At 68.0% G+C, this 15,214-nt stretch carries 16 protein-coding genes and 1 tRNA gene; 5 read left to right on the top strand and 12 right to left on the bottom strand.

Annotation, left to right across the window (positions count from 1 at the left end):
* A partial coding sequence (locus OCL97_RS21750) for a PD-(D/E)XK nuclease family protein (protein WP_377371792.1) occupies positions 1-539 on the top strand: 539 nt, incomplete at its 5' end.
* Positions 540-620: 81 nt separating this feature from the next.
* The gene (trxA, locus tag OCL97_RS21745; RefSeq protein ID WP_304776386.1) at positions 621-944 is read left to right on the top strand and encodes a thioredoxin; all 324 of its coding nucleotides are present in this window, start codon (positions 621-623) and stop codon (positions 942-944) included.
* Between the two features lie 36 nt (positions 945-980).
* Here the strand turns inward: trxA and OCL97_RS21740 are convergent, their stop codons facing one another.
* The 11 genes from OCL97_RS21740 to aroA all read right to left on the bottom strand — a co-directional run bounded on the left by OCL97_RS21740 (position 981) and on the right by aroA (position 11,868).
* Complete coding sequence (locus OCL97_RS21740; protein ID WP_377371791.1) at positions 981-1,841, bottom strand: hypothetical protein; 861 nt, start codon at positions 1,839-1,841, stop codon at positions 981-983.
* Between the two features lie 91 nt (positions 1,842-1,932).
* Positions 1,933-3,249 carry a bifunctional folylpolyglutamate synthase/dihydrofolate synthase gene (locus OCL97_RS21735; RefSeq protein ID WP_377371790.1) on the bottom strand — a complete coding sequence of 439 codons (1,317 nt, stop codon included), beginning with the start codon at positions 3,247-3,249 and terminating at the stop codon, positions 1,933-1,935.
* Between the two features lie 48 nt (positions 3,250-3,297).
* Positions 3,298-4,230 (bottom strand): acetyl-CoA carboxylase, carboxyltransferase subunit beta, encoded by a 933-nt coding sequence (accD, locus tag OCL97_RS21730; RefSeq protein WP_377371789.1) that lies wholly within the window; start codon positions 4,228-4,230, stop codon positions 3,298-3,300.
* A gap of 5 nt (positions 4,231-4,235) precedes the next feature.
* The gene (gene trpA, locus OCL97_RS21725) at positions 4,236-5,069 is read right to left on the bottom strand and encodes a tryptophan synthase subunit alpha (RefSeq protein ID WP_377371788.1); all 834 of its coding nucleotides are present in this window, start codon (positions 5,067-5,069) and stop codon (positions 4,236-4,238) included.
* Positions 5,066-6,289 carry a tryptophan synthase subunit beta gene (trpB, locus tag OCL97_RS21720; RefSeq protein ID WP_304776398.1) on the bottom strand — a complete coding sequence of 408 codons (1,224 nt, stop codon included), beginning with the start codon at positions 6,287-6,289 and terminating at the stop codon, positions 5,066-5,068. The genes trpA and trpB overlap by 4 nt, the downstream gene beginning before the upstream one ends.
* Positions 6,290-6,331: 42 nt before the next feature.
* Entirely contained in the window at positions 6,332-6,976 is a 645-nt protein-coding gene (locus tag OCL97_RS21715; RefSeq protein ID WP_377371787.1) for a phosphoribosylanthranilate isomerase, read from the bottom strand.
* A 31-nt stretch (positions 6,977-7,007) separates the two neighbouring features.
* Positions 7,008-7,430, bottom strand: coding sequence for a large-conductance mechanosensitive channel protein MscL (gene mscL / locus OCL97_RS21710; protein WP_304776400.1), 423 nt, complete (start codon positions 7,428-7,430; stop codon positions 7,008-7,010).
* A 6-nt stretch (positions 7,431-7,436) separates the two neighbouring features.
* Positions 7,437-7,721, bottom strand: a complete 285-nt coding sequence (locus OCL97_RS21705) for an integration host factor subunit beta (protein ID WP_304776405.1) — start codon at positions 7,719-7,721, stop codon at positions 7,437-7,439.
* Positions 7,722-8,011: 290 nt separating this feature from the next.
* A complete protein-coding gene (gene rpsA, locus OCL97_RS21700; RefSeq protein ID WP_304776502.1) occupies positions 8,012-9,892 on the bottom strand; it encodes a 30S ribosomal protein S1 in 1,881 nt (626 codons plus the stop codon).
* A 6-nt stretch (positions 9,893-9,898) separates the two neighbouring features.
* The gene (gene cmk, locus OCL97_RS21695) at positions 9,899-10,549 is read right to left on the bottom strand and encodes a (d)CMP kinase (RefSeq protein ID WP_377371784.1); all 651 of its coding nucleotides are present in this window, start codon (positions 10,547-10,549) and stop codon (positions 9,899-9,901) included.
* On the bottom strand, positions 10,546-11,868 hold the full coding sequence (gene aroA / locus OCL97_RS21690) for a 3-phosphoshikimate 1-carboxyvinyltransferase (protein WP_377371783.1): 1,323 nt from the start codon (positions 11,866-11,868) through the stop codon (positions 10,546-10,548). The genes cmk and aroA overlap by 4 nt, the downstream gene beginning before the upstream one ends.
* 116 nt (positions 11,869-11,984) lie before the next feature.
* Here aroA and OCL97_RS21685 point away from each other — a divergent pair, with 116 nt between their 5' ends.
* Together OCL97_RS21685 and OCL97_RS21680 are read left to right on the top strand one after the other, a co-directional pair.
* On the top strand, positions 11,985-12,464 hold the full coding sequence (locus OCL97_RS21685) for a TIGR02300 family protein (RefSeq protein ID WP_304776412.1): 480 nt from the start codon (positions 11,985-11,987) through the stop codon (positions 12,462-12,464).
* A gap of 129 nt (positions 12,465-12,593) precedes the next feature.
* A tRNA-Ala gene (locus tag OCL97_RS21680) sits at positions 12,594-12,669 on the top strand.
* 49 nt (positions 12,670-12,718) lie between these two features.
* On the opposite strand, the gene OCL97_RS21675 is transcribed toward OCL97_RS21680, so the two are convergent.
* On the bottom strand, positions 12,719-13,681 hold the full coding sequence (locus OCL97_RS21675) for a helix-turn-helix transcriptional regulator (RefSeq protein WP_377371782.1): 963 nt from the start codon (positions 13,679-13,681) through the stop codon (positions 12,719-12,721).
* 300 nt (positions 13,682-13,981) lie between these two features.
* Here OCL97_RS21675 and OCL97_RS21670 point away from each other — a divergent pair.
* Positions 13,982-15,214, top strand: a 1,233-nt coding sequence (locus tag OCL97_RS21670; protein WP_377371781.1) for a methyl-accepting chemotaxis protein, incomplete at its 3' end; no start/stop codon positions are given.

The raw sequence follows: 15,214 nt of genomic DNA, 5'->3' as shown, positions 1-15,214 counted from the left end.
CGGTGGTCGCGGGCCTCGGCCGCTTCCGGCGCGGCGACCTGATCCACCGCCTGCTGCAGATCCTGCCCGACCTGGCGCTCGAGGCCCGCCCCGCCGCGGCCCTGCGCCTGCTGGCCCGGGAGCGCGACCTCACCGACGCGCAGCGCGCCGAGATGACCAGCGCGGCCCTGGGCGTGCTGAACGATCCCCGCTTCGCCGAGGTGTTCGGCCCGGGCAGCCGCGCCGAGGTGGCCCTGGCCGGAACCGCGTCGAGACTGCCCGCCGGCCTGGCCATCTCGGGGCGAATCGACCGGCTCGTGGTGCTGGCTGACCGGGTGCTGGTGGCCGATTTCAAGACCAACCGTCCCTCCCCCGACCGCATCGAGGACGCCGACCCGGCCTATCTGCGGCAGATGGCGATCTATGCCGCGGTCCTGGCCGAAGTCTTCCCGGGGCGCGCGATTGAGGCCGCCCTGGTATGGACCGACGGGCCCAAGCTGATGGCGGTCCCAGAAATACTTATCAGCCAAACCCTTGCCGAGCTTGGCCGCGCAGGTTGATACCAGGACAGACGCCGCCTATGTGGCGGATCGAACATCGCGGCTCATACGTTGAGGCCGCAGGTATTTAAGGAGCTTTTGATGAGCACCGTAGCGGTCACCGACGAGTCCTTTGAAAAGGACGTCCTGCAGTCCAGCAAGCCCGTGCTGGTCGATTTCTGGGCCGAGTGGTGCGGCCCCTGCAAGCAGATCGCCCCGGCGCTCGAGCAGATCGCCGCCGAGCTGGGCGCCCAGGTCACCGTGGCCAAGCTCAACATCGAGGAAAGCCCCACCACCCCCTCGCGCTACGGCGTGCGCGGCATTCCCACGATGATGCTCTTCAAGGACGGCCAGATGGCCTCGATGAAGGTGGGCGCCATGCCCAAGCAGAAGATCGTCGAGTGGCTCAACGAAGCCGGGATCTGAACTGACGTGGCCTTCTCCCCTTGCGGGAGAAGGACCCTATAAGGCCCCGTAGGCCTTCAGCGTCTTCAGCGCCGCCACCGTCATCACGCCGCGATACTCCAGCTGCGGTCCCGGCCCCACCGTCTCCCAGCTGATCGGCCAGCCGCCGTCGTCGGTCTGACGCGCCTCCAGCGCCGCCAGGTGATGGCCCAGCACCTCCTTGGAGAACAGGCTGTGGCAGAAGCTGGAGGGGCTCGGCGCCCAGTCCAGCGGCTTCTTCACATAGCCCACGGCGCCTGCGTCCAATTCCACCAGGCCCGGGATGCGCTGCGCCAGAACCGCCAGCGCGGCCTGCGCGCGCGGCCGGTCGCCTGTGTGCTCCAGGAAACAGATCATCGGCATCAGGTCGTGGAACTTGTCCGTCTCCGAGCCCTCCACCACCGACCAGCAATAGGCCTCGCCCCTGGCCACCCATGGGTGTTCTATCCCGTGCTTGCGCAGCAGGCCCACAATGGCCGCGGTCGGATTGATGTCGGCCGGTGGCTGCTCCCCCTCAACCTTCCACCAGATCGCGTGCGGCGCGGCGTTCACGCTGGGCAGGGCGAAGGGCAGGCCGCCCTCCGGCGTGGCGATGCTGGCCAGCCAGTCGCAGGCGCGGCCCGCCGTCAGCGGATCGAAGGCGTCGACCTCGTCGAGGATCTCGAAGGCGATCTGCACGTCCACCGGCTGGCTCGCCGGATCGCGCTTGTCCGGCTCCAGGGCCGAGCCAAAGCCGCCGTCGCGCCCCTGATAGGCGGCCAGCGCCCGCACCACCGGCTCGGCCGAGGCCCCCTCGAAATGATGCTCAAACAGCCGCCGCTCCAGCAGCCGGCCATTGCGCAGCAGGAAGTCTCGAGCACGGTTCAGGACAGCGGGCATGATGGCTCTCTCGTTGAAGAACAAAACTAGAACGAGAAAGCGGAGATGTGCAAGTGCGCTTTCCTACCCCGCTGCGCAGCGGAGCAAAGTCTCAGGTCGGCCAGGTGTCGGGGCTCAGCGCCAGGACCTCGCCGGCGAAGTGCAGGCCGCCGCAGATGATCACGTGAGGGGCCGGGCCATCCACCGCCAGGGCCATGGTGGTGGCCGTCGTCACGTCCGGCGCGGTCTCGGCGGTCAATCCGGCCGTCACGGCCGCTGCCGCCAGGTCCTCCGGCGAGAGCGCCGTGGTCGACTCAAACGTCGTGGCGATCACCCGCGCGCCGAGCCGCTGCAGCGGCTCGAAGAAGCCCACCGAGTCCTTGCGCGCATACTGGGCCACCACCAGGGTCACCGGACGCCCGTCGCGGGCCAGGCGGTCCACGGTCTCGGCGAGCGCCCGCCCGCCGTGGGGATTGTGCGCCCCGTCCAGCCACAGGTCGGCGCCGCGCGCCACCGCCGCCGCGCCCAGCGGCCCGGCCGTCAGCCGCTGGAACCGCGCCGGCCACACCGCGCCCGCCACCCCCTTGGCCAGGGCCGCCTCGTCGATGCGCGGGTCGCCCCAGGTCAGCAGGGCCATGACGGCCAGGGCCGCATTGCCAACCTGGTGCGGGCCGTAGAGCCCCGGCAGCGGCAGGTCGAGCAGGCGGTCCGGCGTCTGGATCAGCATGCGGCCGTTCTCTTCCCAGGCGTCGATGTCGCGGCCCATGGCCAGCATCGGCGCCGACAGGCCCTCGGCCTCTCGCTCGATGACCTCGAAGGCTTCCTCGATCTGGCGCGCCACGATCACCGGGCGGCCCTGCTTGATGATGCCGGCCTTCTCCCAGGCGATCTTGGTCAGCTCGGGCCCCAGCATCTCCAGGTGGTCGTAGTCCACCGGGGTGATGATACAGACCGCCGGCGCGTCGAAGACATTGGTGCAGTCGAACCGCCCCCCCAGCCCCACCTCGATCACGCAGAGGTCGGCGGGCGTCTGGGCGAAGGCCTTCAGCGTCATGGCCGACATGATCTCGTTGAAGCTGATCTCGCCGCCGTCGTTCTCGGCGATGGAGGTGTCGATCAGCTCGCGCAGCCGCTGCTCGCCGATCAGCTCGCCCGCGATGCGGATGCGCTCGGCGAACCGCACCAGGTGCGGCGAGGTCAGCACATGCACCTTCAACCCCGCCGCCTCGGCGATGGCGCGCAGATAGGCGGTGGTGGAGCCCTTGCCGTTGGTGCCGGCAACGTGGATCACCGGCGGCAGTTTGTCCTGCGGCCTTCCCATGGCCTCCAGCAGGCGCAGCACCCGCCCGGTGGACAGGTCGATCAGGGACGGGAATTCCTCGCGCAGCCGCGCGATCATCGCGTCGAAGGCGCGGATCTCATCATACATGGGGCGTGGCCTGGAGAGGGCTGAACGGGATCAGGCGGAGGCGAGGGATCAGGCGGCTTTTGAAGCGTTTCGTCCCATCATGAGGGTCGTCAGGAGCGAGCCGAGCACGGTGGTCATCTCGCTGCGGGTCACCACCCGGTCCACCATGCCGCGCTCAACCAGGAACTCGGCGCGCTGGAAGCCCGGAGGCAGGGTTTCGCGGATCGACTGCTCGATCACCCGGCGGCCGGCGAAGGCGATCATGGCGTTCGGCTCGGCCAGGTGGATGTCGCCCAGCATGGCGTAGGAGGCGGTCACCCCGCCGCTGGTGGGGTCGGTCATCACCACGATATAGGGCAGGCCGGCTTCCTTGACCTCGTTGACCGCCACCGTGGTGCGGGCCAGCTGCATCAGGGACAGGGTCCCCTCCTGCATCCGGGCGCCGCCCGAGGCGGTGAAGATCACGAAGGGAACCTGGCGGCGCACGGCTTCCTGGGCGGCCTTGATGAAGGCCTCGCCCGCAGCCATGCCGAGCGACCCGCCCATGAAGGCGAAGTCCTGCACCACCACCACGCAGTCCTGGCCCTTGATGGCGCCGAAGGCGATGACCATGGCGTCCTGCTCGCCGGTGGTCTTGCGGGCCGACTTCAGGCGGTCGGGATAGGAGCGGTCGTCGGGGAACTTCAGCGGGTCTTCCACCACGGTGGGCGAGGCGATCCGCTCATAGACACCCTCGTCGAAGGTGTAGCCCAGGCGCTGCTTGGCGCCGATCCGCATGTGGTTGCCGGACGGGGTGACCCACAGGGCCGCCTCCAGGTCCGAGCGATAGATCATCTCGCCGGTGTCGGGGCATTTGACCCAGAGATTCTCCGGGGTCTCGCGCTTGGCCACCAGGTTGCGGACGCCCGGCGCGATCTTGGCCAGCCACCCGCCCCGCTCACGGGGCGTGGGCACGCTCGGCGGCTTCTGGGACTTGTCGTTCTTGTGCTCAGCCATCGCCATGTGAACTACACCGTCGGGCTTGCGACTCGCGCCAAGCGCACAGCCTTAGCCAAGGATTCCACTTTGGAAAGAACCCGCGTGGTCACGGTTTCGTTCATCGCCAGGCTTGCGGCGATCTCCTCCACCAGGGCCGAGCCCACCACCACGCCATCGGCCACCCGCGCCACCGCCTCGGCGCGCTCCGGCGTCTTGATGCCAAAGCCCACGCAGACCGGCAGGCCGCCGGCGGCCCGCACCCGGGCCACGTGGGGCGCCACGGTGGCCGCATCGGCCTCCTTCACTCCGGTCACGCCCGCCACGGAGACGTAATAGGCGAAGCCCGAGGTCCGCCGCGCAATCACCTTGAGGCGGGCGTCGTCGCTGGTGGGGGTGGACAGCAGCAGCAGGGACAGCCCCTCGGCGTCCAGGGCGTCGGCCAGGGGGTCGGCCTCCTCGGGCGGGATATCCACCACGATCAGGCCGTCCGCGCCGGCGGCGGCCGCGTCCTGGGCGAAGGCGACAAAGCCGCGGTTCACCAGGGGATTGGCGTAGCCCATCAGGATGATCGGCGTCGTCTGATCGTCCTTCCGGAACTCGGCGATCATGGCCAGGGTCTTGTTCAGCGTCATGCCGCTCGCAAGCGCGCGCTGGGCGGCCCGCTGGATCGGCGGCCCCTCGGCCATCGGATCGGAGAAGGGGAAGCCCACCTCGATCAGGTCGGCGCCGGCGGCCGGCAGGCCCTTCAGAATCTCCAGGCCACGGTCATAGTCGGGATCCCCGGCCATGACGTAGGCCACGAAGGCGGCGCGGTTCTCCGCCTTCAGCGCGGCGAAACGCGCGTCGATGCGAGCCTTGGTCAAATCGCCATCCCCAGGTGGGCGGCGACGGTGGCCACGTCCTTGTCGCCACGGCCCGACAGGTTCAGCACCACGATCCCGTCCTTGCCGACGTCGCGGGCCACGTCGCCTAGCCGGGCGATGGCATGCGCGCTCTCGATGGCCGGCAGGATGCCCTCGAGCTCAGCCAGCAGCTTGAACGCCTCCAGGCTCTCCAGATCGGTGGCGGTGAGGTAGGTGGCGCGCCCCACGTCGTGCAGCCAGGAATGCTCGGGCCCGATGCCCGGATAGTCGAGGCCGGCCGAGATGGAGTGGGCCTCGGTGATCTGACCCTCCGGGTCCTGCAGCAGATAGGTCATGTTGCCGTGCAGGACGCCCGGTCGGCCGCCATTGATGGCCGCGGCGTGGCGGCCGGTCTCCATGCCCTCGCCCGCCGCCTCGACGCCGATCAGCTTGACGCTCTCGTCGTTGAGGAAGGGGTGGAACATGCCGATGGCGTTGGAGCCGCCGCCGACGCAGGCGACGACGGCGTCGGGCAGGCGGCCCTCGGCCTCCAGGACCTGAGCCTTGGTCTCGCGACCGATCACCGACTGGAAGTCGCGGACCATGGCCGGATAGGGATGCATGCCGGCCGCGGTGCCGATCAGGTAATAGGTGTCGTGGACGTTGGTGACCCAGTCGCGCAGGGCCTCGTTCATGGCGTCCTTCAGGGTCGCCGAGCCGGAGGTCACAGCCTCCACCCGGGCGCCCAGCAGGTTCATCCGGAAGACGTTGGGCTTCTGCCGCTCCACGTCGACGGCGCCCATATAGACCACGCAGGGCAGGCCGTACTTGGCGCAGACCGTGGCCGAGGCCACGCCGTGCTGGCCGGCGCCGGTCTCGGCGATGATCCGGGTCTTGCCCATGCGCCGCGCCAACAGGATCTGGCCGATGCAGTTGTTGATCTTGTGGGAGCCGGTGTGGTTCAGCTCCTCGCGCTTCAGATAAATCTTGGCGCCGCCGAAATGCGCGGTCAGCCGCTCGGCGAGATAGAGCGGGCTGGGCCGCCCCACATAGTGGGTCAGCAGACCCGACAGTTCCGCCTGGAAGGCCGGATCGGCCTTGGCCGCCGAATAGGCGGCGTCCAGCTCATGGACCAGCGGCATCAGGGTTTCGGGGACATAACGTCCGCCATAGTCCCCGAACCGCCCATTGGCGTCGGGATAGGCGGCATAGTCGTTGGGCTTGGCGGTGGGCGCGTTCACGTCACTATCACTCGGCTCGGGATCGGGGCTCAGGCAATACGTTCAGGCGCGGCGTACGGCTTCAAGAAACGCCGTGATCAAGGCCGGGTCCTTTAGGCCGGGACCGCGCTCCACGCCAGAGGAAACGTCCACCATGGGCGCGCCCGACAGCCGCACGGCGTCGACGACGTTCCAGGGATCCAGTCCGCCGGCCAGGAACCAGGGCCGCTGGAAGCGGTGGCCCATCATCAGGGTCCAGTCGAACCGCGCGCCGTTGCCGCCGGGCAGCTCGGAATCCTGCGGCGCCTTGGCGTCGAACATCAGATGGTCGGCCGCCGCCTCATAGGCCTTGGCGGCCGAAAGATCGTGGGCGTTGGAGATCGACAGGGCCTTGATGATCCCGGCTCCGGTGCGCGCGGCCACGGCCCGCGCCCGCGCCGGGGTCTCGGCGCCGTGCAGCTGGAACAGGTCGGGCTTGAGGATCGCGGCCAGGCGGTCGACCAGTTCGTCATCCGGATCGACGGTCACCGCCACGATCTTCACATTGCGGGCGCGGGCCTCGGCCGTCAGCCGCTCGGCGGCGTCGGGGGTGATGTTGCGGGGGCTCTTGTCGAAGAACATGAAGCCGATGTGGCTCACCCCACCGGCCACGGCGGCGCTCACCGTTTCGGGCGTGGAAAGTCCGCAGATCTTGGTGGGCACGGTCATGGAGCCGATAAGGGCTATCGCGCCCTCGAATTCAAGACTTGGCCTGGTTCTTCAGCAGGTCGCGGATCTCGGCCAGCAGGGCCTCCTGCGGCGGCGGCGCGGGTTTTTCGGCCGGCGGCGTCTGGGCGTCGCGGCGCCGCACGGCGTTCACCGCCTTGACGATCAGGAACACCACCCAGGCCACGATCACGAACTTGATCATGGTGTTGAAGAAGGCGCCGTACTGGATGGCCACCAGTTCGTTGGCCTTGGTGATGGGGTTGTCCGGCTTGAGCACCAGTTGCAGGTCGGAAAAGTCGACCCCGCTCAGCAGCAGGCCGATGGGCGGCATCACCACCTGGTCCACCAGGCTCTTGACGATGTCATTGAAGGCCGCTCCGACGATCACGCCGACGGCCAGGTCGATCACATTGCCGCGGGCGACGAACTCGCGGAATTCGGAGAAGATGCTCATCGGACGTTATTCGTCGGCGTTGAGCCGCTCGCGCAGTTCCTTGCCGCTCTTGAAGAAGGGCACGTGCTTGGCGCGGACCTCGACAGCCTCGCCGGTGCGCGGATTGCGGCCGGCCCGGGCGTCGCGCGAGCGAACAGACAGCGCGCCGAAGCCACGCAGCTCCACCCGGCCGCCGTTCTCCAGGGCCTGGATCATGCGCTCAAGGACCACTCCCACCACGCGCTCGATATCGCGCTGGGTGAGGTGCGGGTTTTCCTCAGCGAGCTTGGCGATCAGCTCAGACTTGATCATGCCTTCTTCCGGTCTTTCGGCTGCGGAACATGGTCGAGTCCCTGAGGATGTTCAAGGCAGGAAAAGGGTTTACGGCCCAGTGATGACAATCAGCGCCAAAAGCTTGGGCTCACTTGTCCCAAATCGGGGCCGGGAAAGGGTTGGCTGGCGAAATGCCGATCTGCGTCGAGCACCCGACGCAGGCATAGGCCGCGCGGTCAACTCAGGATAGTGCGGTTCGCGAAAAAGAAAACGGCGGACCGGTTTCCCGATCCGCCGCTCCCTAGAACATCTGCGAGAGGCTCGAACGATTAGTCGTTCTTGGCCTTCTCGCGCAGGGCCGCGCCCAGGATGTCGCCCAGCGAGGCGCCGGAGTCCGACGAGCCGAACTGCTCGATGGCTTCCTTTTCCTCGGCCATTTCCAGGGCCTTGATCGACAGACCGACCTTGCGGGCGGCCTTGTCGACATTGGTCACCTGGGCGTCGACGCGGTCACCCACGGCGAAGCGTTCCGGGCGCTGGTCGGCGCGGTCGCGGCTCAGGTCGGACTTGCGCACGAAGGCGCTCATCGGGGCGTCGTCCTCACCGAAGCGAACCTCGATGCCGCCGGTGGTGACTTCCGTCACCGTGACGGTGATGGTCTGACCCTTGCGGAAGAAGTCGCCCACCATGGGATCGCCGGCCAGTTGCTTGATGCCGAGCGAGATACGTTCCTTCTCGACGTCGACGTCCAGCACCCGGGCCTTGACCATTTCGCCCTTGTGATACTTGGCGATGGCTTCTTCGCCCGACGCCGTCCAGTCGAGGTCCGAAAGGTGGACCATGCCGTCGATGTCGTTCTCCAGGCCGATGAACAGACCAAACTCGGTGGCGTTCTTGACCTCGCCTTCCACGGTCGAACCGACCGGGTGCGCGGCGACGAACGCGTCCCAAGGATTGTCCATGGCCTGCTTGAGGCCCAGCGAGACGCGACGCTTGGACGGATCGACGTCCAGGACCACGACCTCAACCTCTTGGCTGGTGGAGACGATCTTGCCCGGGTGGACGTTCTTCTTGGTCCAGGACATTTCGGACACGTGGACCAGGCCCTCGACCCCGGCTTCCAGCTCCACGAAGGCGCCGTAGTCGGTGATGTTGGTGATCCGGCCGGTGAACTTCGCGCCCACGGGATACTTGGCTTCCACGCCGTCCCAGGGGTCGGACTGCAGTTGCTTCATGCCCAGGCTGATGCGCTGGGTGTCGGGGTTGATCTTGACGATCTGCACCTTGACGGTGTCGCCCACGGCCAGGACCTGGCTCGGGTGGTTGACGCGCTTCCAGCTCATGTCGGTGACGTGCAGCAGGCCGTCGATGCCGCCCAGGTCCACGAACGCGCCGTAGTCGGTGATGTTCTTGACCACGCCTTCGCGGATCTCGCCTTCCTGCAGCTGGGAGACCAGCTCGGTGCGCTGTTCGGCGCGGGCTTCTTCCAGGATGGCGCGACGCGAGACGACGATGTTGCCGCGCGGACGGTCCATCTTGAGGATCGCAAAGGGCTGTTCCTTGCCCATCAGCGGGCCGACGTCGCGCACGGGGCGGATGTCGACCTGGCTGCCGGGCAGGAAGGCCGAGGCGCCGCCGAGGTCGACGGTGAAGCCGCCCTTCACGCGGCCGACGATGGAGCCCATCACCGGTTCGTTCTTCTCGTAGACGCCTTCCAGACGGGTCCAGGCCTCTTCGCGGCGGGCCTTGTCGCGGCTGATGACCGCTTCGCCCATGGCGTTCTCGACGCGCTCGAGGAAGACCTCGACGGTGGAGCCGACCACGATGGGGGCGGGATCATCGCCTTCCTGGTTGAATTCCTTCAGGGACACGCGGCCCTCGGTCTTCAGACCCACGTCGATGATCGCGAAATCCTTCTCGATCCCGACCACGATCCCCTTGACCACCACGCCTTCCATGAAGTCGCGGCCGCCCATGGACTCGTCCAGGAGGGCGGAGAAGTCGTCGCGGGAGGGGGACAGGCTCATATCGTCAGCCATAATATTCTTTCGTCTTTCAGATGACGCCGTCCGTGAAACGGATCTGGTCCGACACGCTCGTCGCGTTCGGAGTCCCGGCGTCGGGTTAAGGGTTGCAAACCGAAGGCGTCGGGGCGGACCCCAGCGCGGTGAAAATCGCCCGCAGCCATCGAGGGAAAGGCGCGTTTGGATTGCCCGTCAGGAAGTTTCCCACCGGGCTCGCGCCGCCTCGACCGTGCGGCGGGCCGCATCGGTGGCCTGCTCTATAGTCATTTCGGTGGTGTCCAGCAAGACGGCGTCGGCGGCGGCCACCATGGGGCTGTCGGCCCGGCTCCCGTCGCGTTCGTCGCGCCGGCGGATGTCCTCCAGGACATCGGCCAGGCTGACCTCTTCCCCCTGCCCCTTCAGCTGCTTCCAGCGCCGCTCAGCCCGGACCTCCGGCGTGGCGGTGACATAGAGCTTGGCCGGCGCTTCGGGGCAGATCACGGTGCCCATGTCACGCCCGTCCAGCACCGCCCCCTGCGGCGTGCGGGCGAAGGCCAGCTGCAGCTCGCGCAGGGCCAGGCGCACCGCCGAATGCACCGCCACCCGGCTGGCGCACTCGCCGGCGCCGCGGGTGCGGAACTCCGGATCGTCCAGCATGGCGGCGGTCAGGGTCATGGCCACGCCGCCCGCGTCCTGCTCTGAGTCCAGGTCCTTGCCCGCCCGCCGGGTCAGCACGCCGACCGCCCGGTACAGCAGCCCGGAATCCAGCACCGGCACGCCATAGAGCGCCCCCAGCCGATTGGCGATCGTCCCCTTCCCCGAGGCCGCGGGCCCGTCGACGGTGATGATGAACGGTGGCTTCACGCCAGCTCCCCGCCCAGGCCGCGCATCATCTCCACGAACCCCGGGAAGCTGGTGGCGATCATGCCGGGCTCATCGACGCTGACCGCGTCGTCCGAGGCCAGGCCCATCACCAGGTGCGACATGGCGATCCGGTGGTCGCCCTTGGTGACCACGCTGGCGCCGCCCGCCGCCGGATGGTTGCCGCGCGCGGCCCCCACAACGATCAGGCCCTCGGGCTCCTCCTCGACCCCGATGCCGCAGGCCGAGAGCCCGGCCGCCATCAGGGCGATGCGGTCGCTCTCCTTGACCCGCATCTCGCCGATGCCGCGCATGTGGGTGGGGCCGTCGGCGAAGGCCGCGGCCACCGCCAGGATCGGATATTCGTCGATCATCGAGGGCGCCCGCTCGGGCGGCACGTCGACGCCGCGCATGGCGGAATGGCGCGCCGTGACGTCGCCCACCTGCTCGCCTCCGGCGTCGCGCAGGTTCGAGACGGTCAGGTCCGCCCCCATCTCCTGCAGGGTGGTGAACAGGCCGGTGCGCAGGCTGTTGAGCAGCACGCCCTCCACCGTCACCTCCGACCCCGGGGTGATCAGGGCCGCCACCAGGGGGAAGGCCGCCGAGGACGGATCCCCCGGCACGATGATCCTGGTCCCTGTCAGCTTCTGGCCGCCGGCCAGGTCGATATGGCGCTCGCCGCCGCGGTCCTCGATATGGATCGTCGCCCCGAAGGCCCGCAGCATTCGCTCAGTGTGGTCGCGCGTGGCTTCAGGCTCGATGACGCCAGCCCCGCCCTGCGCATGCAGCCCCGCCAGCAGCACCGCCGACTTCACCTGGGCCGAGGGCTCGGGCAGCCGGTAGTCGATGCGCTTGAGGCTCCCGCCCTGCAGGGTCAGGGGCAGCCGCCCGCCGCTGCGCCCCGCAAACGTCGCCCCCATGTCCTTCAAGGGCTTCATCACCCGGTTCATCGGCCGCCCGCGCAGGGAGGCGTCGCCGGTGAAGGTGGCGCTGATCGGGAACCCCGCCGCCGCCCCCATGATCAGCCGCACCCCGGTGCCGGCGTTGCCGCAGTCGATCACGTCGTCGGGCTCGGCGAACCCGCCCTTGCCCTCCACCCGCCAGGCGCCGGGTCCCAGATGGGTCACGGTCGCGCCGAACGCCCGCATGGCCTGGGCCGTGCGCAGCACATCGTCGCCTTCGAGTAGCCCCTCGATCTGCGTCGCCCCCGTCGCCAGCGCCCCGAAGATGAGCGCGCGATGGGAGATCGACTTGTCGCCCGGGGCGCGCACGCGGCCCCGCAGCGGGCCGCCGCGTTTCGCGGTCAGTCCTGCCGACGTCATGGGAATGCCAAGCCTCCTTAAGGCCTTGCTGTTGTCACGAGGGGGTTTGCTTTTGACAGCGGCGCCAGCCCGTGGCAAGGGACCCGGCTTCATTCGAACCCTTAGAGGCTTAGCCCTTGGCCAATCCCGAACTGGGCGCAAAGCAGATCTGTCCGAACTGCCAAGCGAAGTTCTACGACCTTACCCGTCGTCCCGCCCACTGCCCGAAATGCGCCACCGAGTTCGACCCCGACGAGGCTGTCCGCAGCCGCCGTAGCCGCTCTCGCGTCGCCCCCACCGACCATGAGGTCGAGGACGAGGGCGAAGCCCAGGTGCGCGGCAAGTCGGAGGCCGACGACGACGAGGAAGAAGAAGAGGTCGTCACCCCGGAACTCGACGAAGTGGTCGACGCTCCGATCATCCCCGGCGACGACGATGACGACGACGCCGAACCGGGCGCCACGCCCGAGGACGAGCTCGCCGGCTTCTCCGAGGACGAGGAAGACCTCGAGGAGGACACCGACGACGTGCCCTTCCTGGAAGAAGACGACGAAGACGACTTCGACGACACCGAAATCGAGGGTCTGCCCGGCGAGGGCGACGTCGAGGACCGCTAACTTTTTGCTGCGACAAGCCGCCTGCAAATTTCCTTGCAGGCGGGCTTGATCGCCGCGAACTGTCAGACTAGGTTCCGCGCCTCTTCGGGGAGGGCCTTCCAGTCCGCCCCCGGAGAAACCCGAGACCTCGGGGCTTTAGCTCAGCTGGTAGAGCGCTTGCATGGCATGCAAGAGGTCAGCGGTTCGACTCCGCTAAGCTCCACCATAACGGCCGCTTCCCACCGGAAGCGGCCGTTTCCATTTGCGGCGGGCGGCTATCGCGACCGGGTCGCGGTCTCGGAGGGCAGTTCGCCGAAACGGTCCCGATAGCGTTGGGCGAAATGTCCGAAGCTGGCGAATCCGCAGGCCAGGGCGACATCCATGACCGCGACCCCCGGCTCGCCCTCCCGCAAGCGCCTGCGCGCCTCATCCAGGCGCAGCGTCCTCAGATAGGCCATGGGCGAGGTTCCCAGCGTCTCCCGGAAGCGGGCGAAGACGCTGCGCACGCTGACACCGCAGGCCGCGGCGATCTCCTCCACGGTCAGCGGCCGGCTCCAGTTCTCACGGATATAGTCCTCCAGCAGGTCAGCCGCCGGCCGGCCTGCCGCCTTGGCGCTCAGGCTGGGCAGCCCCGGATGGCCCTCGAGGTGATCGATCAGGAAGGCGCTCGCCAGGGCCTGGGCCAGCTCGGTGATCGGCAGGGCCGCCTCGTCGGCGCCGTTGGCGAACTGGTCGGCCAGGTTGTCCACCAGCCCCCGGGTCTTCCAGAAGCGCCCGGCCGGCAGGGCGCGGCCCAGGGGAAGATCGGGAAGACCCGCGAAGTCCCGTCCCGTCAGCCTCTCGGCCTTGCGGACCAGGGCGCCCTCGTCGAACTCGGCGATGATGTGGGCGTAGCCCTGGCTGTAGGCCGCATCGAAGTCCGAACCAGGCGGAATCAGTCCGGTCGACTCAGGCCCAAGCGCCATCTTGGTCCCGCCGAGCGTGAACTCGCTCGACCCGGACAGGACGAAGACCTGCCGATAGCCCCCCATCGCGACAAAGCTGATCTGCGCCGGCGTGTCGTAGCGGCAATAGTGAAACCGCACGCCCTCCAGCCGCACGCCGTTGGCCAGCGCCAGGAACGGGGCCTCGGTGTCCTCGAAACGCGCCGAACCCACCCTGTAGTTGCGCCAGAGCGCTTCGGCCATCTCGCCCGGATCGGTCGCCCGGATGAAGGGGCGCGATGCGAAGGGGACCACCCCGCCCGGCCCATGAGATCGGAGGGACCCCGGGGGGCCGTCTGGCGACGACAACTCTTGATCAGGCAATATTGACACCCAGGATTGAGTTTTGGAGAGTCCAAAACTGCAGATCATACCCGTTTCGGGTATAGACTTGCACTATTGGGATAGCGCAGCGCTCCCGGAACTCAGACATCTTTCACTACGACATCCTTAAGACACTAACGATCGCATCGGATGCCTTTCAAGGCCCCTTCGGCTTCCAGGCATGCTTGCGGTTCACAAGTGATTGGCTTGGCGAGGTTGAGGGAGAAGATCATGTTCGGCATCCATGCGGGATCTGGCGGGAACGCGGCCGCGACCCTCGAGGCCCTGGGGCGATCCCTCGCCATCATCGACTTCGATCCCAAGGGCGCGATCCTCTCGGCCAATGAGAACTTCTGCGCCGCGCTGGGCTACAGCCTCTCGGAGATCAAGGGCCGCCACCACAGCCTGTTCGTCGATCCTGAAGAGGCGCGCGGCCCCGACTACGCCGCCTTCTGGGCCAAGCTGGGCCGTGGCGAGTTCGACTCCCGGGAATATCGCCGCATCGGCAAGGGCGGTCGCGAGGTCTGGATCCAGGCCTCCTACAACCCGGTGAAGAACGCCAGGGGCGCGGTCGTCAAGGTCGTGAAGGTGGCCACTGACATCACCGCCCAGAAGCTGCGAAACGCCGATTTCGAGGGCAAGATCGAGGCCATCTCCCGCGCCCAGGCCATGATCGAGTTCACGCTCGATGGCGACATCCTCGACGCCAACGATAACTTCCTCAAGGCGCTCGGCTACGATCTCGCCGAGATCAAGGGCCGCCACCACCGGATGTTCGTCGAGCCGCAGTTCGCTCAGAGCGCGGAGTATCATGACTTCTGGCGGCGGCTGAACGCCGGGGAGTTCGTGGCCGCCGAGTTCAAGCGGATCGGCAAGGGCGGCCGCGAGGTCTGGATTCAGGCCTCCTACAACCCGATCTTCGACTCCGACCGCAAGGTCCTCAAGGTGGTCAAGTTCGCCACCGACATCACCGGACGGGTTCAGGCCGTGGACGAGATCGCCGGCGGCCTGTCGAAACTGGCCGACAACGACCTCACCTATCGGATCGCGCGCGCCATCGACCCCGCCTTCGAGAAGGTCCGCACCGACTTCAACGCGGCCATGACCACCCTGCAGGAGACCATGACGGCGGTCTCAGCCTCCACCAGCAGCGTCGGCGTCGGCGCCGACGAGATCGCCAGCGCGTCCGACGACCTGTCGCGCCGCACCGAGCAGCAGGCCGCCAGCCTGGAGGAGACGGCCGCCGCCCTCGACCAGATCACCGCCACTGTCCGGCGCAGCGCGTCAGGCGCCAAGCAGGCCTCCGGCGCCGCCTCCAGCGCGCGCGCCGAGGCCCAGCGCTCCGGCGAGGTGGTGGGCGAGGCCGTCGCGGCCATGGGCGAGATCGAGGGGTCGTCGCGCCAGATCTCCCAGATCATCGGCGTCATCGACGAGATCGCCTTCCAGACCAACCTGCTGGCCCTG

The sequence above is a fragment of the Phenylobacterium ferrooxidans genome (genome assembly GCF_042714595.1).
GTDB lineage: Bacteria > Pseudomonadota > Alphaproteobacteria > Caulobacterales > Caulobacteraceae > Phenylobacterium > Phenylobacterium ferrooxidans.
Note: the sequence above shows the minus strand (reverse complement) of the source record. Positions and strands in the feature narration are given on the sequence as shown.